General features: G+C 45.3%; 17 protein-coding genes. All 17 read left to right on the top strand.

The window, feature by feature from the left end:
* Positions 1–9: 9 nt before the first annotated feature.
* The 17 genes from QVO97_RS10030 (at position 10) to zapA (ending at position 18008) form a co-directional block, all read left to right on the top strand.
* Positions 10–1146, top strand: coding sequence for an FAD:protein FMN transferase (locus QVO97_RS10030; RefSeq protein WP_022360192.1), 1137 nt, complete (start codon positions 10–12; stop codon positions 1144–1146).
* A gap of 84 nt (positions 1147–1230) precedes the next feature.
* The gene (locus QVO97_RS10025; RefSeq protein WP_022360191.1) at positions 1231–1872 is read left to right on the top strand and encodes a hypothetical protein; all 642 of its coding nucleotides are present in this window, start codon (positions 1231–1233) and stop codon (positions 1870–1872) included.
* 182 nt (positions 1873–2054) lie between these two features.
* Positions 2055–2624 (top strand): biotin transporter BioY, encoded by a 570-nt coding sequence (locus tag QVO97_RS10020; protein WP_022360190.1) that lies wholly within the window; start codon positions 2055–2057, stop codon positions 2622–2624.
* Between the two features lie 135 nt (positions 2625–2759).
* Entirely contained in the window at positions 2760–3905 is a 1146-nt protein-coding gene (locus tag QVO97_RS10015) for an acetyl-CoA C-acyltransferase (RefSeq protein WP_022360189.1), read from the top strand.
* A 105-nt stretch (positions 3906–4010) separates the two neighbouring features.
* Positions 4011–5318, top strand: a complete 1308-nt coding sequence (locus QVO97_RS10010) for an AMP-binding protein (RefSeq protein WP_022360188.1) — start codon at positions 4011–4013, stop codon at positions 5316–5318.
* A 178-nt stretch (positions 5319–5496) separates the two neighbouring features.
* Complete coding sequence (locus QVO97_RS10005) at positions 5497–6258, top strand: GntR family transcriptional regulator (RefSeq protein WP_337366679.1); 762 nt, start codon at positions 5497–5499, stop codon at positions 6256–6258.
* Between the two features lie 260 nt (positions 6259–6518).
* Positions 6519–7376 (top strand): fructoselysine 6-kinase, encoded by an 858-nt coding sequence (locus tag QVO97_RS10000; RefSeq protein WP_022360186.1) that lies wholly within the window; start codon positions 6519–6521, stop codon positions 7374–7376.
* A gap of 39 nt (positions 7377–7415) precedes the next feature.
* Positions 7416–8393, top strand: coding sequence for an SIS domain-containing protein (locus QVO97_RS09995; RefSeq protein ID WP_022360185.1), 978 nt, complete (start codon positions 7416–7418; stop codon positions 8391–8393).
* A gap of 391 nt (positions 8394–8784) precedes the next feature.
* Positions 8785–9195 carry a hypothetical protein gene (locus QVO97_RS09990; RefSeq protein ID WP_022360184.1) on the top strand — a complete coding sequence of 137 codons (411 nt, stop codon included), beginning with the start codon at positions 8785–8787 and terminating at the stop codon, positions 9193–9195.
* Between the two features lie 31 nt (positions 9196–9226).
* The gene (locus QVO97_RS09985; protein ID WP_022360183.1) at positions 9227–10594 is read left to right on the top strand and encodes a sodium/glutamate symporter; all 1368 of its coding nucleotides are present in this window, start codon (positions 9227–9229) and stop codon (positions 10592–10594) included.
* A 108-nt stretch (positions 10595–10702) separates the two neighbouring features.
* On the top strand, positions 10703–11539 hold the full coding sequence (locus QVO97_RS09980; RefSeq protein WP_022360182.1) for a sugar phosphate isomerase/epimerase family protein: 837 nt from the start codon (positions 10703–10705) through the stop codon (positions 11537–11539).
* A 29-nt stretch (positions 11540–11568) separates the two neighbouring features.
* Positions 11569–12405 (top strand): sugar phosphate isomerase/epimerase family protein, encoded by an 837-nt coding sequence (locus tag QVO97_RS09975; protein WP_022360181.1) that lies wholly within the window; start codon positions 11569–11571, stop codon positions 12403–12405.
* A 14-nt stretch (positions 12406–12419) separates the two neighbouring features.
* Positions 12420–13241 carry a BtpA/SgcQ family protein gene (locus tag QVO97_RS09970; RefSeq protein ID WP_022360180.1) on the top strand — a complete coding sequence of 274 codons (822 nt, stop codon included), beginning with the start codon at positions 12420–12422 and terminating at the stop codon, positions 13239–13241.
* Between the two features lie 3 nt (positions 13242–13244).
* Positions 13245–14771, top strand: coding sequence for an FGGY-family carbohydrate kinase (locus tag QVO97_RS09965; RefSeq protein ID WP_022360179.1), 1527 nt, complete (start codon positions 13245–13247; stop codon positions 14769–14771).
* Positions 14772–15026: 255 nt separating this feature from the next.
* The gene (gene ruvA, locus QVO97_RS09960) at positions 15027–15650 is read left to right on the top strand and encodes a Holliday junction branch migration protein RuvA (RefSeq protein ID WP_022360178.1); all 624 of its coding nucleotides are present in this window, start codon (positions 15027–15029) and stop codon (positions 15648–15650) included.
* Positions 15651–15807: 157 nt separating this feature from the next.
* Entirely contained in the window at positions 15808–16830 is a 1023-nt protein-coding gene (gene ruvB / locus QVO97_RS09955) for a Holliday junction branch migration DNA helicase RuvB (protein ID WP_022360177.1), read from the top strand.
* 89 nt (positions 16831–16919) lie between these two features.
* Entirely contained in the window at positions 16920–18008 is a 1089-nt protein-coding gene (zapA, locus tag QVO97_RS09950) for a cell division protein ZapA (protein ID WP_022360176.1), read from the top strand.
* The last annotated feature ends 47 nt before the right edge of the window (positions 18009–18055 follow it).

Raw genomic sequence — 18055 nt, 5'->3', positions numbered from 1 at the left:
GAGTAAAAATTGAAACAGAAGTGGTGGATTTTATTAACCCTGCTGCTGTGTGGTTGCGGTGCTTCATCGCAGCCGGATCAAACGGGGGCGGTCCAGAATGACCGTCCTCGTTTATCTGCGTCTATGGAAGAGACGGCAGAAAATGTGGAAGCAGTAGAAAAAAACAAAAATTTAGAGAAAAATCCCTCAAATTCAAACCAGAATCCGGGAGAAGGGCAGAATTGGACAGTGTTTGCGATGGATACTGTGATGCAGTTTGACGCCTACGGCGGAAGTGCAGATTTGCAGGAAAAAGTGAAACGGCGGGTGGAAGAGCTGGAAGGGGAGCTTTCGACAACGCAGGAAAACAGCGATATTTTTCATCTGAACCAGAAGAAAACAGCGGAACTTTCAGCGGATACGCGTTATCTGATGCAGGAGGCGCTGGCGCTGGGAGCAGAAACAGATGGTGCGCTCGATATTTCGATTTACCCGGTTGTGCAAAGCTGGGGATTTACAACGGGAAATTACCGGGTCCCCAGTGAGAGCGAGCGGGAAAGCCTGCTTAAATCGGTCGATTATCGTCTGGTCGACTTAGAAGCAGATACGGCATCGATCGAGCCAGAAATGATGGTGGATCTAGGCGGTGTCGGAAAGGGATTTACCGGAGATGAGGTGGTAAAGACTATGAAGGAGGACGGAGTGACGAGCGCACTGTTCAGTCTTGGAGGCAATATCCAGACGATCGGAACAAAACCGGATGGCGAGAAATGGTATGTCGGCATCAAGGATCCGGAGAGCGACGGCTATCTGGGCGGAGTCAGGGTGCAGGATGAGACGGTCATTACCTCCGGCGGCTATGAGCGCTATTTCACGGATGATGACGGAACAATTTACTGGCATATCATGGATCCGTCCACTGGGGCGCCGGCGCATAGCGGGCTGATTTCTGTGACAATCATCGGACCGTGCGGACTGCGCTGCGATGGGCTTTCGACCGCCCTGTTTGTCATGGGACGGGAAAAGGCAGCGGCACACTGGGCGGCGCATCAGGACTATGAGGCAGTCATGGTTGACGAGAGCGGCACGATCTGGCTGACGCCGGGCTTAAAAGACCGATTTATTCCGGTGGATCAGGGGGAGACGCGGGAGATTCGGATATTGTGATTCTGGAACAGATCTAGTATAATGAGCAGCGAAAAGTGCATACGAGTCAGATTTATAATTTATAACGAAGAGGTCGAAAATACCGTGAATGATAGATTGAAAAAGAAGCTTCTTTGCTTTGAGTGCGCTCTCTCCACATTGGAAGGATACGAGGGATGGATGATAGGCACAACTACACTTCATCTGGACTGGCAGCCCAAACAGGGGGAGAATGAGTTTTGCCATACCAAATTAACTCCAGAAATCATCAAAAAAGGCCGCTCGGCAATCCGGGTCCGCATAGCGGTAGCGGAGGAGGAAAAGGAACGGGAAAATGAGGAGATGGAAGTGCTGCTGGTAAAACCGCGCCAGAGCGTCCTTGTCCCGGAAAAAGAGAAAATGCCGCTCATGAAAGCAATTACGGAACTGGGAAGTGAGGATGATGATACGCTGGCATTTAGCCGCAGCCAGATGGAAGAATATCTCCGGGAGGCGGCAGATACCAATCCGATCCATCAGGGAGAAGCGGCAGTTCTGCCGGGGTTTCTTGTTATGAATGCCTGCCTGCTTCGTCTGTGGAAGAAGGGCTGGATGAAGGGACAGACCGCTCTGGAAGTACGTTTTCTTGCCCCACTTCGTCCTGATGAGGAGGTATATCTGTCGGATTCGGGGCAGGAGGGAAGAAACGCGGTGTATCTGAGAACGAAGCAAGAGGGAAAGGAAATTCTTTCGATTACAGAAAAATAGGGATGCCGATGATAAAGTGGGTGCAGAGGAGCTATGGATGCATATGTAAACCATTTATAAAAACAAGGTTGACAATCCTCTGAAATTCCGATATACTCTTTTCTAGCAAAGATTCTCTGTGTGTGATTCATAGGAAAATGCATTACACGGCTTAGAATTTTATCACTGAGGAGGTATATATAATGAGTTCAGAGACAAGTGCAGTGAACGTACACGGCGCATGGAGCGCGAAGCGGCTTACACTTTTGGCGATGATGCTGGCTCTTATCAGTGTGTCTTCGTATATCGCGATTCCGCTTCCGTTTTCGGATGCAAAGATCACAGCGCAGACGATGATTGTCAACCTGATCGGTCTGCTGATTGCACCACAGGATACCATTTTAGTTATGGCGAGCTGGCTGCTGTTAGGCTTATGCGGCGTGCCGGTATTCAGCGGCGGAAGCGCAGGACCGGGAAAACTGCTTGGACCGAGCGGCGGTTACTATATCGGATTTCTGGTTGTAGCGTTCCTGATTTCCCTGTTCTGCCGGAAATGGAAAAATGTTGCATTCCAGACAGCGTTCCTGATTGTAGTTGGTATTCCGGTGATTTACGCATTCGGTGCAGGCTGGATGAAACACGTGACCGGACAGCCGTGGGGTGCAGTTATCGTGCAGTCGATAATTCCGTTTATTCCGCTGGACATCGTTAAGTGTGTGGCAGCGGTAGCACTTGGAAAGGCGCTGAAGCGGACGGGCTTATTTGGAAATTAGATAGAAAATAAAGATGGGATGTGGTAGTGAACAGAATCAGCCTTTTAGTGCAGAAATGCAGCCAGGAGGCATGAGGAGTCCGTTGCCGCATCCCTTTAATTTTAATTAGGAATAGAAGAAAAACAGGAGAAAAGTATGAATCACGTATATATTCTGGGCGGTTTGCGCAGTTACATCGGGGTGAAAGATGGAATGTACCGTCATATCCCGGCGGAAAAGCTGGGGGCGGAGGTGCTGCGGGAGGTGGTTTCGCGATTTGAGCTTCCAACCGATGCGATCGACTATATAATAGGAGGAAATGCGGTCGGGGGAGGCGGCAATATCACGCGTCTGGCGGCACTTTCGGCAGGGCTTCCAGAGCGGATTCCGGCGGTTACTTTGGATCTGCAGTGCGGGTCGGCGCTGGAGGCGATCAGCGCGGCAGCAGCCAAGATTGAGAGCGGGATGGCGGATCTGGTCATTGCCGGGGGAATGGAGAGTTCTTCGGTACAGCCGTACCGCATGATGTCCCCGAACCATCCGGAGTATGACGGTGGAAAGGTGTATACGGTTGCACAGTTTGTGCCGGGAAAGCGCGGCGAGCAGGTTATGTTAGAGGGCGCGGAGGAGACTGCGATCCGGGAAAATGTCTCTAAGGAAGAGATGGACACCTGGGTGCTCCGGAGCCATAAGAGGGCGGCGCAGGCGCGCAAAGAGGGAATATTGGAGGATATAACGGTTTCCATCGACGGCAGCAGCCGGGATGAGGGAATCCGTCCGACAATGAGCCAGCGTCTGATCGACCGCCTGCCGTATCTGCTTCCAAATGGCACGAAAATCACGGCGGCAAATGCGTGCCTGATGCACGATGGCGCGGCATTTGTGGTACTTTGTTCGGAAAGGTTTTTGCGGGAACAGGGACGGAAAGCAGAATGCCGTTTCCGGTTTGGTACAGCGATAGGGGATGATCCGATGATGAGCCCAAAATCAGCCGTCAGCGCTGCTAAGGCGATACTTGCAAAAACGGGGCATTCTTATCAGGAGATCGATGCTTTTGAGGTCAATGAAGCGTTTGCCGTTATTGATGTTCTATTTGAACGTGCATTTCCGGGGATTGAAGACCGTTATAATATCTGGGGCGGGGCACTTGCCTATGGGCATCCATATGGAGTCTCCGGCGCAATGATTCTGCTGCATCTGATGAAAGCACTGGAATATAAAAATGGGCATTTGGGAATGTGCTGCGTGGCAGCCGCCGGAGGGATCGGAAGCAGTATTCTGGTGGAGAAAGTAATGAAGTAGATGAAGACAGTGCTTGAATGATATAAAAAGTAAATGTGGTAAATTTAAAAGCTCAAATTTGGTAAAAAGTTCTATATAAAAATAAGTAAAAGACAGGAATTAATCATGAAAGAAATACAGACACAACGTATAAATACATATCTGGATGCGCTCCGGGCATACCCGCCAGAGTGGGAAGCCCTGATCACGGAGAAAGAGCGCTATACGTTCGGGGAGCTCATCGAGGCGGCAGAACGTGTAAGGAAACATCCGAAAGAGATAGAAGAAAAACAGGGAAAACGTCACATCCACTGGATCCAGGAACCGACGATCGCGCATCAGCTTATTCAGTTTCTGGCATATGGAGACGGAAATACGGTTCCGGTGATTGCACCGTCCGATGTAAAAATTTCCGATGAATTGCGTGACGTGACACCTCCGGAAGGGGCATATATGGGTGTGATGACGTCGGGAACCTCCGGTCGTCAGAAAGTATTGTTCCGCTCCTTTGAAAGCTGGCACGATTTTTTTAAGCTTCAGAATAAAATTTTCAAAATGGGAGAGGGAAGCATTACGTTTATGCAGGGGAGCCTGGCGTTTACGGGCAACCTGAACCTTTATATGGCGCAGCTTGCGTCCGGCGGAAGCGTCGTTGCGGCGGATTCCTTTGATCCGCGCCTCTGGAAGCGGATGATCGAGGCAGAACAGGCGACCAGCGTCTATCTGATTCCGGTCAAGCTGCGGGCGCTGCGGCGTATCTATGAGCGGGAACAGGCGGTCAATTACCGGATTATTTCTTTTGTCAGCGGCTCCCAGAGTATGGGCGGTGGGGAGGCAGTGCAGTTTAAAAAGGCATTTCCCGAAGCGGAGATTACATTGTATTATGGCGCCAGCGAGCTGAACTATATTACCTATATCCGTGGAAGTGAGATGAAAGAAGATACGACGCTGGTTGGCCGTGCATTTCCAGAGGTGGATGTCTGGATTGAAAACGACCATTTTCATGTAAAAACGCGGTATGGAATCCTTGGAATTGGAAATGACGCGGTGATTGGGGATTGCGGTCACACAGATGCAGAGGGACTCTTCTATTTTGATGGGCGGGATGATGATATCTGCAATATAAATGGGAGAAAAGTGTCATCCCTCCGGGTCGAAGAAGCGGTGCGGACATTTCCGGGAGTGGCAGAGACGGCAGTGAAGGCAGTCCATGAGCATGGGCGCGATTATCTGAAAGTGTGGATTGTGTGGGAGAAAGAAGCTGAAAGGGAAGAAATTGCCGGAAGTGACAGCGGAAAATGTGGTTGTACCAATATGGCAATTCGGGAATTTTTGGCAGAAAGACTGGCAGATTATGAGATTCCCCGCGAATTTGTCTTTCTAAAGGAGTTTCCAAAGACTGAAAGCGGAAAGATTCGTAAAAAAGAACTGTGAAAATTGCTTTTTCTTATCAAAAAAGAAAATGGATTATTGTGCGAAATTGACAAAAAAATATAAGACTTTATGCGGCTTACAGGGTATTTTTAGAGGAAAGAGGTATCAAAGATCCGTGTATATGATTGCATTTTATTTAGATATAGTTTATATTGTTATATAAAGAGTTATATCATTCATGTTATTAGGAACAGGGAGAAAGAAAATGTTAAATAGTAGTGCCGCAGTGCCGCTGTATGTCCAATTAAAAGAAAAAATTGAACAAAAAATAAGTGATGGTGAATATAAACCAGGAGAAAAGCTGCAAACGGAAGGTGAAATGGCAAAATCGTTTGGAGTCAGTATCATTACAGTTCGAAAAGCAGTCAGCGAATTGGTGGAAAAAGGACTTGTAGAAAAAAAACAGGGAAAAGGAACATTTGTCTGCCAGCGCAAAGTAACTAAGGATATGAAAAAATTGCAGAGTTTTTCGGAAATGTGTGCTCATATGGGAATGAAGGCCGGAGGACGTATGCTTGAAAACAGGCTGGAACCGGCGAGTGAAAAGATAGCCCGGCTTTTGAATGTGGAAAAAGGCAGTCAAGTTATCTATATATCCAGAGTCCGCTATGCGGATGGTATGCCGATGGCGATTGAGCGTAACTATTTTCCACTTAAATATGCATTTCTTCTGGAAGAACGATTTGATGACAATTCATTGTTTACATTTTTGAAGGAACACTCTCATACAGCAGTGGCAATTTCAGAAAAATGGATTGAACTTTGCAGGGCGACAGCAGCGGAAGCAGAGCTTTTGCAGATGGCGAAAGGAACTTCGATGCTTTTTATCAAAAGTGTGGCATATACGGCTGAGAAGGAACCCATTTATGTAGGGCATCAGGTGTTTAATGGAGAAAAATGCTCATTTTATGTCTGTGAATCTACAATAGGAATAGAGTAAATTAATTGAAAAGAAAAGGCTGATTCAGGTTAGAAAGCAAGAAAAATTTGCGCTAACAGGAGTCAGCCTTTTCTTTTTATCAGGAACACGGAAACGGAGATGATAGAAATTCCGTTACTGGGCACGTATGCGTGAACAGTACCTAGAAAAAAAGTGATGTAAAAAAATACAGAAATCACTTGACAAAATACATACATAAGTATAATATGATATCATAACATTATATAATGATATATAATCAATTCGAAGGAGATGAAAAAATGCGGGTCATTGGAATTGGGGACAATGTGTGCGACAAATATGAACATCTCAGGCTTATGTTTCCGGGAGGTCAGGCTGCAAACTTTGCAGTTTATGCAGGGATGCTGGGGGCAGAGTCAGCTTATATGGGAGTGTTCGGACGGGATGAGGTTGCAGAACATGTGATAGCAACACTCGATGAGCTGCAGGTAGAACACAGCCGGTGCCGTCAGTATGAAGGAGAAAATGGTTATGCGAGGGTTACGCTGGTGGACGGAGACCGTGTTTTTCTTGGGAGCAACAAAGGCGGCGTATTAAAAGAAAATCCGTTAAATCTGGACGTGGAAGATCTGGAGTATATTAAAACATTTGATCATGTGCACACGACCAATAATAGCTATTTTGATGAACAGCTTCCTAAATTGGCAGAACAGGGAATCTCTGTATCGTATGATTTTTCGGGTCAGTGGATCGATGAAGAACGAGTAAAAAAGGTTGCTCCGTATATTACGTATGCGTTTCTTTCATGTGGTTCCGTTTCGAGAGAGGATGCGGAAGAAATTTGTAAGAAAATGTTTCGTGCTGGATGCCCAATGGTAATTGCAACAAGAGGAAGCTATGGAGCAGTTCTATTTGATGGAACGCAGTTTTATGAGCAGCCGCCGCATCTGGTTGAAGCAGTAGATACGCTGGGAGCAGGGGATTCATTTGCAACGGCATTTCTGCTTTCGTTTCTGGAGAGCCGGAAAAAGTATGGCATACAGATGAAAGAAAGCATTTATGAAAAAGAGATAAGGAAAGCACTGGAAGCAGGGGCAGAGTTTTCTTCGAAAACCTGTATGGTTCAGGGGGCTTTTGGACATGGAAAGTCATTTTGACAAATAATTGATACAAAAAAAGAAAAGGAGATCAGAAAGATGGAAAAATCAGTAAAAGAAATTGTAGCAGAGATCAAAGAAAAGATGGACAAACTGGGTGGATTAAAGCATGTGTATTTTGTAGCTTGCGGCGGATCTAAGGCAGCTATTTTCCCAGGGCTGTACCTTCTTCAGAGTGAGGCAAAAACTTTTAGCGCTACTACATATACCAGCAATGAATTTGTTCATGCAACACCAAAAGAACTGGATGAGCGGTGCGTCGCAGTTATTTGTTCATTAAAGGCAACGCCTGAGACCGTGGAGGCAGTAAAAACAGCTAATGCTGCAGGTGCAGTGACAATCGCTATGACGGGAAATATGCAGACAGGTATGGCAAAAGTTGGGCAGTATGTTGTGACATATTCAAATGGTGATGATCAGGTATATAGTGATTCTAACCAGGCGAACGCCCTTCGGATTGGTTTTGAGCTGTTAAAACAGTTTGAAAACTGGGAGAATTATGACAAGGCGATGGAAGCATACCGTTACATTGATGAAATTATAGAAGAAGGCAAGAAAAATGTTTTGGCGGATGCAAAAGCCTGGGCAGAAAAATATAAAGATGAACCTGTATTTTACGTGCTGGCATCTGGTTCAAACTATGGAGTTGCATATTCCATGTGCTGCTGTCATTTCATGGAGATGCAGTGGAAGCATGCTGTGTGCCTGCATACGGGTGAGTACTTCCATGGTCCATTTGAAACAACGGATAAGAAGCTTCCGATGATCCTTCTGATGAGTGAGGGAAGAACCCGCGCATTGGATGAACGCTGCTTAAAATTCCTGCGTACTTATGCGGAAAATTATATTGTAATTGATTTTGAAAAATTAAATGGCGGTAAAATCGATAAGAGCGTCGTAGAATTCTTTAATCCGGTTGTTATGATTCCGATTGAGAGATACTATGTTTCCCAGATGGCGGAAGTGCGTGGCCATTCTATGGATGAAAGACGTTATATGTGGAAAGTGGAATACTAAAGATCCTCCAATTAAATATTTTCTTAGACAGACAGCGAGGCCTGACCGTATGGAGCAGACTTCGCTGTTTTGTCCATACGGGCAAGTTAATTTAGAGTGAGCATAGTGTAAGTAAAAAATCAGAACGTTTGGCATTAAAGAATTGCTGAAAAAGATAACAGACAAGTGAAAAAAATTGTGAAAATTGATATGGATGTGTGTGATGAAAAAGAAAACGTAATAAAAATATGATAGGAAGAGAAGCTGACTCCCTAAAAAAAAATATGTAAAATGACAAATTAGCATTGACAATATAATGATATATGATGTATTATAATGACATGATATGAGATAATTCGCTTGAAACCTGCAGGAACAAGAAGAATTTGAAAAGAAGGTAGGAGGAAATGTCATGAAAGCAGATGTGTTTGAGTATGAAGGGGAAGGCATTCAGTGTGTATATGACAATAAAAAATGGGTCGTATGTATTAAAAACTGGAAGCCTAATAATGATATTGAGAAGATTCAGTATCTGGAAGTGCATCACGCAACCGATGAGCAGTTTATTCTGGTTCAGGGAAAAGCAGTTCTTTTGACGGCGTCCCGCGAGAATGATGCATTTAAAATTGATGTAATTCCGATGGAGCCAAATAAAGTTTACAATGTTTTGCAGGGAACATGGTTTAATACGATCACACAGAAGGATACAAAGCTGATATATGTGCAGGATGCAGGGACGACAACAGAAAACAGCGAATACTGTGATATGACAGAAGTAGAATTGAGTATGGTTAGGGAAAAAGCAAAAAAAGCTTTGCAGTAGCATCATAAAAAAGAAATGAGGAGGACAAAAGATGGAGTTTAATGCGTATTCCATGTTGGTGGATTTCATGTGGGCAGGTATTTTCCTGTTTGTGGCGAAAATGCTGAGGGAAAAAATCAAGATTCTGCAGAGCCTGTTTGTTCCGGTCAGTCTGCTGGCTGGATTTATCGGGCTTGCGTTAGGACAGAATGGTTTTGGAATTATCAGTTTTTCTTCACAGTTTGGTTCTTATGCAGGTCTGCTGATTATTGCAGTATTTGTATCAATTGGGCTGAGGGGCTTTAATTTTTCAGCTGGTGGCTGGAAAACAAATTTTGATCGGATTGGCAGCTACTACTGCTTCCGCAATATTGGCTGGGCGTTTCAGTATGCAATGCCGATTATTTTTGCAATGGTAGTCCTGAAAATAGTTGCTCCTGATTTAAATCCGGCATTTGGAATGTTGATTCCTGCAGGCTTTCAGGGAGGTCATGGTACAGCAGCAGCACTTGGCGCGACACTCGGCACACTTGGATGGGAAGATGCAACGGATCTGGCGATGACAAGTGCAACGGTGGGTATTTTAACCGGTATTTTTGGTGGAATTATTTTGATCAAACTTGGAACAAAAAGAAACTATACCAAGTTTGTAAAAGATTTCAGCCAGCTTCCTAACGATATGCGCACGGGACTCATTGAAGAAGGAAAACGCCCGGTATTAGGCGAAGAAACCGTTTCACCGATGGCAATTGATCCGCTGGCATGGCATCTCCTTCTGATTCTGATTCCAACCGGTATTGGATATCTTTTAACAAATGTAATTCAGGGAGCAACCGGACTTGGCGTTCCGAGTTTCTCTGTCGGCTTCCTGGTAGCAATTGTATTTCATTTTGTATTAAAAGGAATAAAAGCCGATAAATATGTAGATAACCGCATCATTTCCCGTATGGGAAGCTGTGCAACTGATTTCCTTGTATTTTTCGGTGTGGCATCAATTAAGATTCCGGTTGTTATTGAGTACGCAGTTCCGTTTGGTCTGCTAATGTTATTTGGAATTGTCTGGGTTGTATTCCACTTTACAGTGATTGCGCCGAGACTCTTAAAACAGGAGTGGTTTGAGAGAGGTATCTATGTATATGGTTACTCGACCGGTGTAACAGCAATCGGCATGGCACTTTTAAGAATTGTAGATCCGGAGAATAAGAGCTGTACACTGGATGATGCAGCAATTGTAACACCGATTGAGTCAATTATTGAAATTTTTGCATTAGCGGCAGTTCCGGTTGCCTGTGTTCAGGGAAACTGGATTGCAGCTGTAACACCAATTTTGATTTACCTGGCAGCGCTTTGCATTGTCCCGGTTGTCTTCAAATGGTGGCATAAACATCCAGGTAAAGCATGGGATGAAAGTGAGCTTTAGGGAAAGAAAAAAGATATAAATGTAATCTGTAAATAAGCGGGCACTGTGAAATCTGATAGAGTGAAGGTTTTTGCAGTGCCTTTGTGTGTAGAGAGGAGGAACAACTGGATGATAAAGATAAGGCGGGAACAGATTGCAGGAATGAATATGCACTATAAATACAGAACTTTGGATTATTTCTTTAAAACGCAGCAGGCTCTCGGAATAAAAAATATAGAGTTTTGGTGTGCAAGACCGCATTTCCTGCTAGATGATTATGGGTTTGAGGATGCGGCTGAATTAAAAAAGAATGCAGCAGATTATGGATTGACAATCGGAGCTTTTTCACCGGAGTGTACGATTTATAATTATGCACTTTGCTGTCATGACGAGACGGCAAGAAAGCATTCAATCGGATATTTTGAAAATGGAATCCGTGCAGCGGCAGAAGCTGGTGCGAAAGTGATGGTACTCAATTGCTGCGGCGGTGCAAGAAATGAAGATCCGAGGCGTATTTTTGAACGTGCGGTTCAAACCTTGCGTCGGCTTTCAAAAACTGCTGCGGAAGAGGGGGTTATTCTTGCAGTGGAAACAGTACGGCCAGAAGACGCAACGGTTATTAATATGCTTCCAGAACTAAAAAAACTTTTGGAGTCGGTTAATGAGCCGCAGATACAGGCTGCCCTGAATTTGACGAGTGCAGGAGTGGCAGGAGAGTCGATGAAAGACTGGTTTGAAGCATTTGGAGACAAAATATACCATATCCGTTTTGTGGATGGACGTCCGCAGGGATGCCTTGCATGGGGAGATGGTTTGAGACCGTTAGAGGATCAATTGATTTGTCTGGATCAGTACAAATATAAAGGATTGCTAAGCCTGGCACTGAATGATGCACGCTACCTGGAGGATCCGGCTGCAGCCGATCGGCAGAATATGCGTGAATTGGAACCGTTTATAATGGATTAATGGAGTAATTGTATGAGGAGGAAGCGAAAATGAAAATAGTTGATTTTGATAAACTTTCGGTATTGAATCTTCATTATTGCCAATATACGTTGGATTATTTCCTGGATTGTATGCAGGAACTGGGAATCAAAAATGTAGAATTGCTGGGAGGACATCAAGGACTTTGGCTGGATCCAAATGAATATCAGGATCCAGAGCCAGTCCGTAAAAAATTACAGGAACACGGTTTGAAGTGTCCGGTATTTACACCACAGAATTGCCGGTTTGGTTATCAATTTGGTGTAAAAGAACCAGAACTGAGAGAAAAAACATTTGGATTTTTTGCAAATGCGATACGTCTGGGGGCTGCGCTGGGGGCAGAGAAGATGGAAGCAAATTCCGGATGGGGTTACTGGGATGAAGCGGAGGAGGATGGATTGAAGCGGGCAGCTGAGATGCATCAGAGACTTTGTGAGGTCGCAGAGGAAAATGGCGTGACAATTGTGGCAGAGTCTTTACGGCCGCAGGAATCAAGAATTGGGTATAGTTTGCAGCAAATGAAACGGTTATTTGATTTAGTCGATCATCCGCGCTTTAAAGTTATGATTGATTTGACAGCAATGTCGGTTTCTGGTGAAACGATTCAGCAGTGGTTTGATGTTTTTGGAAAGGAAAACATTGTACATGCACATTTTCAGGATTGTGATCCCTATGGGCATTACATCTGGGGTGAAGGGAAGAGAAACTTAAGAAAGGATTTAGAGGACATGGTAAAAAATGGATATGAGGGATATTTTACGCAGGAACTGACAGCACCGGCGTATTACCTGGATCCATTTCGTTATGACAAAAGAAATGTGCAGAATTTGCGAATGTACATGGAATAGAGGAGAGAAAGAATATGTGGACAGATGAATTATTTCATGTAAAAAAGCCGATCATTGCACTGTTGCATTTGCGGGCGCTGCCGGGAGATCCTCTGTATGAAAAAGATGCAACGATGGGAGAGGTAATTGAAAATGCAGCCAGAGAGCTTCAGGCGCTCCAGGAGGGAGGAGTAGATGGAATTTTGATTGCCAATGAATTCAGCCTTCCGTATGAAAAAAAGGTTTCCTACGTAACTGTGGCAGCGATGGGACGGATTGTGGGAGAATTAAAAAAAGAGATAAAAGTTCCATTTGGTGTCAATATTGTTTCTAATCCATTGGCGACGATCGATTTGGCAGCAGCAGTCGAGGCAGATTTTGTAAGAAGTACATTTACGGGTGCCTATATAGGTGAAAATGGAATTACAGATACGAATATTCCAGAAGTCTTGCGTAGAAAAAAAGCACTTGGACTAGATAAAATGAAATTGCTATATAAGGTAAATCCAGAGTCGGATGTATATCTAGCAGAGAGAAGTCTGGAAAAAATAACAAAATCCATGATTTTTCATTGCTTTCCAGATGGTCTGTGTGTTTCTGGAAGTAGTGCTGGTCAGGAAACGGATTCAAGTTTGGTACGCAGGGTCAAGGCAGTTTCTGGATTTGTTCCTGTTTTCTGTAATACAGGGTGTACGAAGGAAAATGTGGTTGAAAAACTTAGTGAATGTGATGGCGCTTGTGTAGGGACTGCTTTTAAGAAAGATGGTAAATTTGAGAACTATGTTGAAAAACAGAGAGTCATGGAGTTTATGGATGTAGTTAAGGCGTATCGCTGTACAATGAAAGAAGGCGTATAGACGTTGCATTATTTTTTAGGAATTGACGTTGGTACATATTCAAGTAAAGGAGTTCTAACAGATGAGTCTGGAAAGGTGGTAAGTCGGGCAGTTACTCATCACGGAATGGAAAATCCAGAACCTGGTTATTATGAGCAGGACGCGGATAAGGTATGGTGGAATGATTTTTGCATTTTGTCAAAAAATCTCTTACAGCAGAGTGGGGTAGAACCAGAAAAAATTGCTTGTGTAGGGGGAAGCACATTGGGAGCAGATTGCCTTCCAGTTGATAAGGACGGGCATCCTTTACGAAAAGCAATTTTATATGGTATTGATGCACGTTGCGTGGAAGAAATGGAGTATCTCTCACAGTATTATGGCACAGAAAAAGTAAAAAAACTATTTGGACGTCCAATTTGCAGTGGAGATGTATCTGCTAAAATTTTATGGATAAAAAATCATGAACCAGAGGTATATAGACGCACACACAAGTTTTTGACAGGTTCTTCTTATCTAACATTTAAACTAACTGGAAAATATGTAATAGATACATTTTTGGGGATGGCTTCATTTCGTCCGCTGTATTATCCGGATGGGAGCATCCATAAAGAAATGTGTAAACCGATTTGTATGCCGGAACAGTTGGCAGAAGGAATGCCGGTTACCCATATTTGTGGAACGGTAACAAAGCAGGCAGCTAAGGAGACAGGACTCAAAGAAGGAACGCCAGTTATTACTGGAACTGGAGATTCAGCAGCTGAGGCAATCAGTGTAGGAGTACTTGCACCAGGCGATCTGATGGTACAGTTTGGATCGTCCTTATTTTTCTATTGTTGTGCAGATCGGCTGATTCAGGATGAGCGAGTGCGCGGAAATCCATTTTTAATTCCAGAAACTTATAGTGTAGCAGCAGGAACTAATAATGGAGGCACACTTCAAAAATGGTATTTGGAACAGTTATTTTCTGAATGCTTGGAAAGGGAAAAAACAGCAGGATTGAATGCATATGAAGAAATGATGAAAGGAATTTCTGAGATTGCACCCGGATCGGATGGTTTGATAACTTTACCCTACTTTGCGGGAGAAAGGACACCGCTGAATGATCCAGACGCAAGAGGAATGATTGTGGGACTTTCATTGAGCCATACAAAAAGACATTTGTATCGCTCGGCACTGGAAGGAATTGGGTATTCAGTTGCACAGCATATTGACATATTCCGTGAAAATGGTTTGCCTGTAAAACGGATTGCAGCGGCGGGGGGAGGAACGAAAAACGCAGTTTGGATGCAGATGGTGGCGGATATAGCAGGGGTATCGTTAGAAACACCAAAGGAAGACATAGGGGCAGCTTATGGAGATGCACTGATGGCAGCGATTGGAGTCGGATTCTACCAAGGTTTTTCAGATTTGCGCCAAGTAATCCAAAAGAAATGTATTTATAAGCCGGATTTAGAGAGGCATGAGTTATACAAGCCATTTAGAAAGCTATTTGATGAATTATATAGGTGTAATCAGGAAATATTACATAGTTTATCTAAGCATAACAAGTAAATAAAAGATATGGAAAGGCTTTTTGACTGTAATCATTGATATTACAATTGAAAAGCTTTTTCATTTATAGGTTTCCGATAATGTGTAAAAATGAAATTCAATCAACCGGGCAGAATATATGTTCGAAATTCCGCACTTTCCTTGCAATGAAAACTGTGCTATGGTATACTGAAAAGAAGATTTGGAGGCATTTTGAAGCGTTCTTTTTTTGTTTGAACCAGATCTTGAACCAGTGAGAAAAGAAAGGAATTTACCGTGATTTCGTATGTAAAAGGCATCCTGGCGGAGAAAGCAAAGGACCGTATCGTGGTCGAGTCCGGCATGATGGGGATCGGGATTTTTGTCCCGATGTCGGTGCTGGAAGTTTTACCGCCGCTCGGGGAAGAGGTAAAGATATATACGCACCTGCAGGTGCGGGAGGATGATATGAGCCTGTACGGCTTTTTAAGCCGTTCGGATCTGGAGATGTTCCGCCAGCTTCTGGGGGTCAACGGCATTGGTCCGAAGGGGGCACTTGGCATCTTGTCGGCGCTGCGTCCGGAGGATCTGCGTCTTGCGGTTATGACTGGGGATGCGAAGGCGATCTCTCGTGCACCGGGCGTTGGGGCAAAGACGGCACAGCGGATCATTCTCGATTTGAAGGATAAAGTACAGGCAGAGGATCTGCTGACACCGCTGTTAGATGGCAGTGCGGCGGTTTCGCCGGCTGCGGGAAACGGGCTTTCAGGCAATGCAGTGAAGGAAGCCGTGGAGGCGCTGGTGGCGCTGGGATATACGAATGCCGAGGCGGTGAAGGCGGTCAAGAGCGCCAATGTGACGGAAGAGATGGATTCCGAGGCGGTATTGAAGGCATCGCTGAAATATCTGGCGTTTTTGTAAAACAACCTATGTGTCGGACATTCGAAATTGCTGGATCATAAAAATAGTGGTGCTTGTGCGTCAGATGAAAATTTGGAATGTGTGGCAGATATGAGAAAATGGAACTGTCATGGCTTAATTGAATGAGAGAGAAAAACAGGAAAGACAGGAAACAAGTATGAGCAGAAGGACGATTACAACCGAGGTGACGGAGGAGGATAAGCGGATTGAGGGAAGTCTCCGCCCGCAGACCTTAGACGAATATATCGGTCAGGAGCGGATCAAATCGACGTTAAAGGTATTTATCCATGCGGCGAAATCCCGCGGCGAGGCGCTTGACCATGTTCTTTTCTATGGACCGCCGGGATTGGGAAAGACGACACTTAGCGGCATTATCGCCAATGAGATGGGAACCCGCATGAAGGTTACTTCCGGTCCGGCAATCGAGAAACCAGGGGAGATTGCGGCGATTCTCAACGGGCTCCAGGAGGGAGACGTCCTCTTTGTGGATGAGATTCACCGCTTAAACCGCCAGGTGGAAGAGGTGCTTTATCCGGCGATGGAGGACTATGCGATCGATATCATGTTGGGAAAAGATTCGACGGCGCGCTCGATTCGTCTGGATCTGCCGAAATTTACGCTGGTAGGCGCGACGACACGCGCGGGACTTCTGACGGCGCCGCTGCGCGACCGCTTCGGCATCGTGCAGAAGATGGATTTTTATACGCCTGAAGAGCTGCAGACGATTGTCCTGCGGACGGCGGGAGTTCTGAATGTGGAGATTGATAAGACGGGCGCCTATGAGATTGCGAGACGTTCGAGAGGAACGCCGCGTCTGGCAAACCGACTGTTAAAACGTGTGAGGGACTTTGCACAGGTCAAGTACAACGGCGTGATTACGAAAGAAGTCGCGGATTTTGCACTGGATATCCTTGATGTGGACAAGCTGGGACTTGACAACAACGACCGGGCGATCTTACATATGATTATCGACAAGTTTTCCGGCGGTCCGGTCGGACTGGAGACGCTGGCGGCAGCGCTGGGCGAGGATGCTGGTACACTGGAAGATGTGTATGAACCGTATCTTCTGATGAACGGTCTGCTCAACCGGACTCCGCGTGGACGGATGGCGACCGAAGCAGCGTATCGGCATCTCGGGTATGCCTGGAATCAAGTAAAAAACGGTATTTCTGAGATTTGATATTTGATTGATTTGAAGGTGGTATTTCTGTGTGGGTGACGTGACAACGTCGAACCATATTTATTAATAGATAGAAAGAAGAGAATGCGATGGCAAAACAGTATATAGATGTATTAATTGATGGAAAAGTGTATAGCCTGGGCGGCAGTGAGACGGAAGGATATGTACAGCAGATTGCCACGTATCTGAATGGGAAGATTTTCCAGCTCAAGGCGCAGCCGGGATTTTTGAAAATGCCGGAAGACTACCAGAGTATTATGACTTATCTGAATCTGGCGGATGATTATTTTAAAGAAAAAGAGAGTGCGAAGGCACTTGCATCCGACAAAGAGAGCATGGAAAAAGAGACATACCGTCTGAAACATGAGATGGTCAGCACCCAGATGAAACTCGAGAGTCTCCGCAATGAACGCACCGTCAGCGAGGAAGAACTGGAGACGGCAAAGAAAGCGGCAAAAGAGGCAGCTGAGCAGGCGGAAGCTGCTAAAAATGAGGTACAGGCACAGATCGATCGTGTGAAAAAAGAAGCGCAGGAGCAGATCGAGGTTGTGAAGAAAACAGCACAGGAACAGGTTGAGTCTGCAAGAAAAGAAGCGCAGGAGCAGATTGAACGTGCGAAGAGAGAGGTACAGGAGCGCGTGGAATCCGCGGAAAAAGCAGCCCAGGATCGCGCTGCCAGGGCGGAGCAGACAGCCCGGGAGCAGGCAGAAGCTGCAAAAAAAGAGGCATTGGAACAGATTGCGGATGCAAAGAAAGAAGCAAACGATTTCCTTGGAGAAGCAGAGGTTTGGAAACAGGAGGCAGAAGATCAGCGTCTGGCGGTCGAGTCATCCCAGGGTGAAATCGCTTCTTTGCAGGACAAGCTGGAGATTCTCAAACAACAGCTTGAAGAAGCAAGACAGGCGGCGACAGCTGTGCAGACGGAAAAATCGCAGCTGGAAGCACGTCTGATGCAGACGGAACAGGAAAAACAAAGTGTAAAAGAGCAGCTGAGCCAGCTGGAGCAGGAAAAACAGACGATAAAGAAAGATCTGGAAGAGAGTCTCCAGGAGGCAGGGGCAGCACGTGAGGAACTGGCAGCTGTCCGTCAGGCACAGGTGGAGGCATATATGAAGCGGAAGCCATTTCCCAAGAGACAGGGAACGGTGGAACTGAAAGATGCAATTCTGCGGTTATAATGGGTGAAATGATATGAAAAAAAAGGTGGAAATTCTGGCACCGGCGG

This window comes from Clostridium sp. CAG:43, from assembly GCF_000434655.1.
In the GTDB taxonomy this organism is placed as follows: Bacteria; Bacillota; Clostridia; order Lachnospirales; family Lachnospiraceae; genus Otoolea; species Otoolea fessa.
Note: the sequence above shows the minus strand (reverse complement) of the source record. Positions and strands in the feature narration are given on the sequence as shown.

Bases quoted from the DNA above. Each gene is read 5' to 3' on its own strand.
- QVO97_RS10005 (WP_337366679.1), top strand. From the start codon at position 5,497: ATGTTATTAGGAACAGGGAGAAAGAAAATGTTAAATAGTAGTGCCGCA.
- QVO97_RS10015 (WP_022360189.1), top strand. From the start codon at position 2,760: ATGAATCACGTATATATTCTGGGCGGTTTGCGCAGTTACATCGGGGTG.
- QVO97_RS10000 (WP_022360186.1), top strand. From the start codon at position 6,519: ATGCGGGTCATTGGAATTGGGGACAATGTGTGCGACAAATATGAACAT.
- QVO97_RS09985 (WP_022360183.1), top strand. From the start codon at position 9,227: ATGGAGTTTAATGCGTATTCCATGTTGGTGGATTTCATGTGGGCAGGT.
- zapA (WP_022360176.1), top strand. From the start codon at position 16,920: ATGGCAAAACAGTATATAGATGTATTAATTGATGGAAAAGTGTATAGC.
- QVO97_RS09980 (WP_022360182.1), top strand. From the start codon at position 10,703: ATGATAAAGATAAGGCGGGAACAGATTGCAGGAATGAATATGCACTAT.
- QVO97_RS09995 (WP_022360185.1), top strand. From the start codon at position 7,416: ATGGAAAAATCAGTAAAAGAAATTGTAGCAGAGATCAAAGAAAAGATG.
- ruvB (WP_022360177.1), top strand. From the start codon at position 15,808: ATGAGCAGAAGGACGATTACAACCGAGGTGACGGAGGAGGATAAGCGG.
- QVO97_RS09990 (WP_022360184.1), top strand. From the start codon at position 8,785: ATGAAAGCAGATGTGTTTGAGTATGAAGGGGAAGGCATTCAGTGTGTA.
- QVO97_RS10020 (WP_022360190.1), top strand. From the start codon at position 2,055: ATGAGTTCAGAGACAAGTGCAGTGAACGTACACGGCGCATGGAGCGCG.
- QVO97_RS09975 (WP_022360181.1), top strand. From the start codon at position 11,569: ATGAAAATAGTTGATTTTGATAAACTTTCGGTATTGAATCTTCATTAT.
- QVO97_RS09970 (WP_022360180.1), top strand. From the start codon at position 12,420: ATGTGGACAGATGAATTATTTCATGTAAAAAAGCCGATCATTGCACTG.
- QVO97_RS10010 (WP_022360188.1), top strand. From the start codon at position 4,011: ATGAAAGAAATACAGACACAACGTATAAATACATATCTGGATGCGCTC.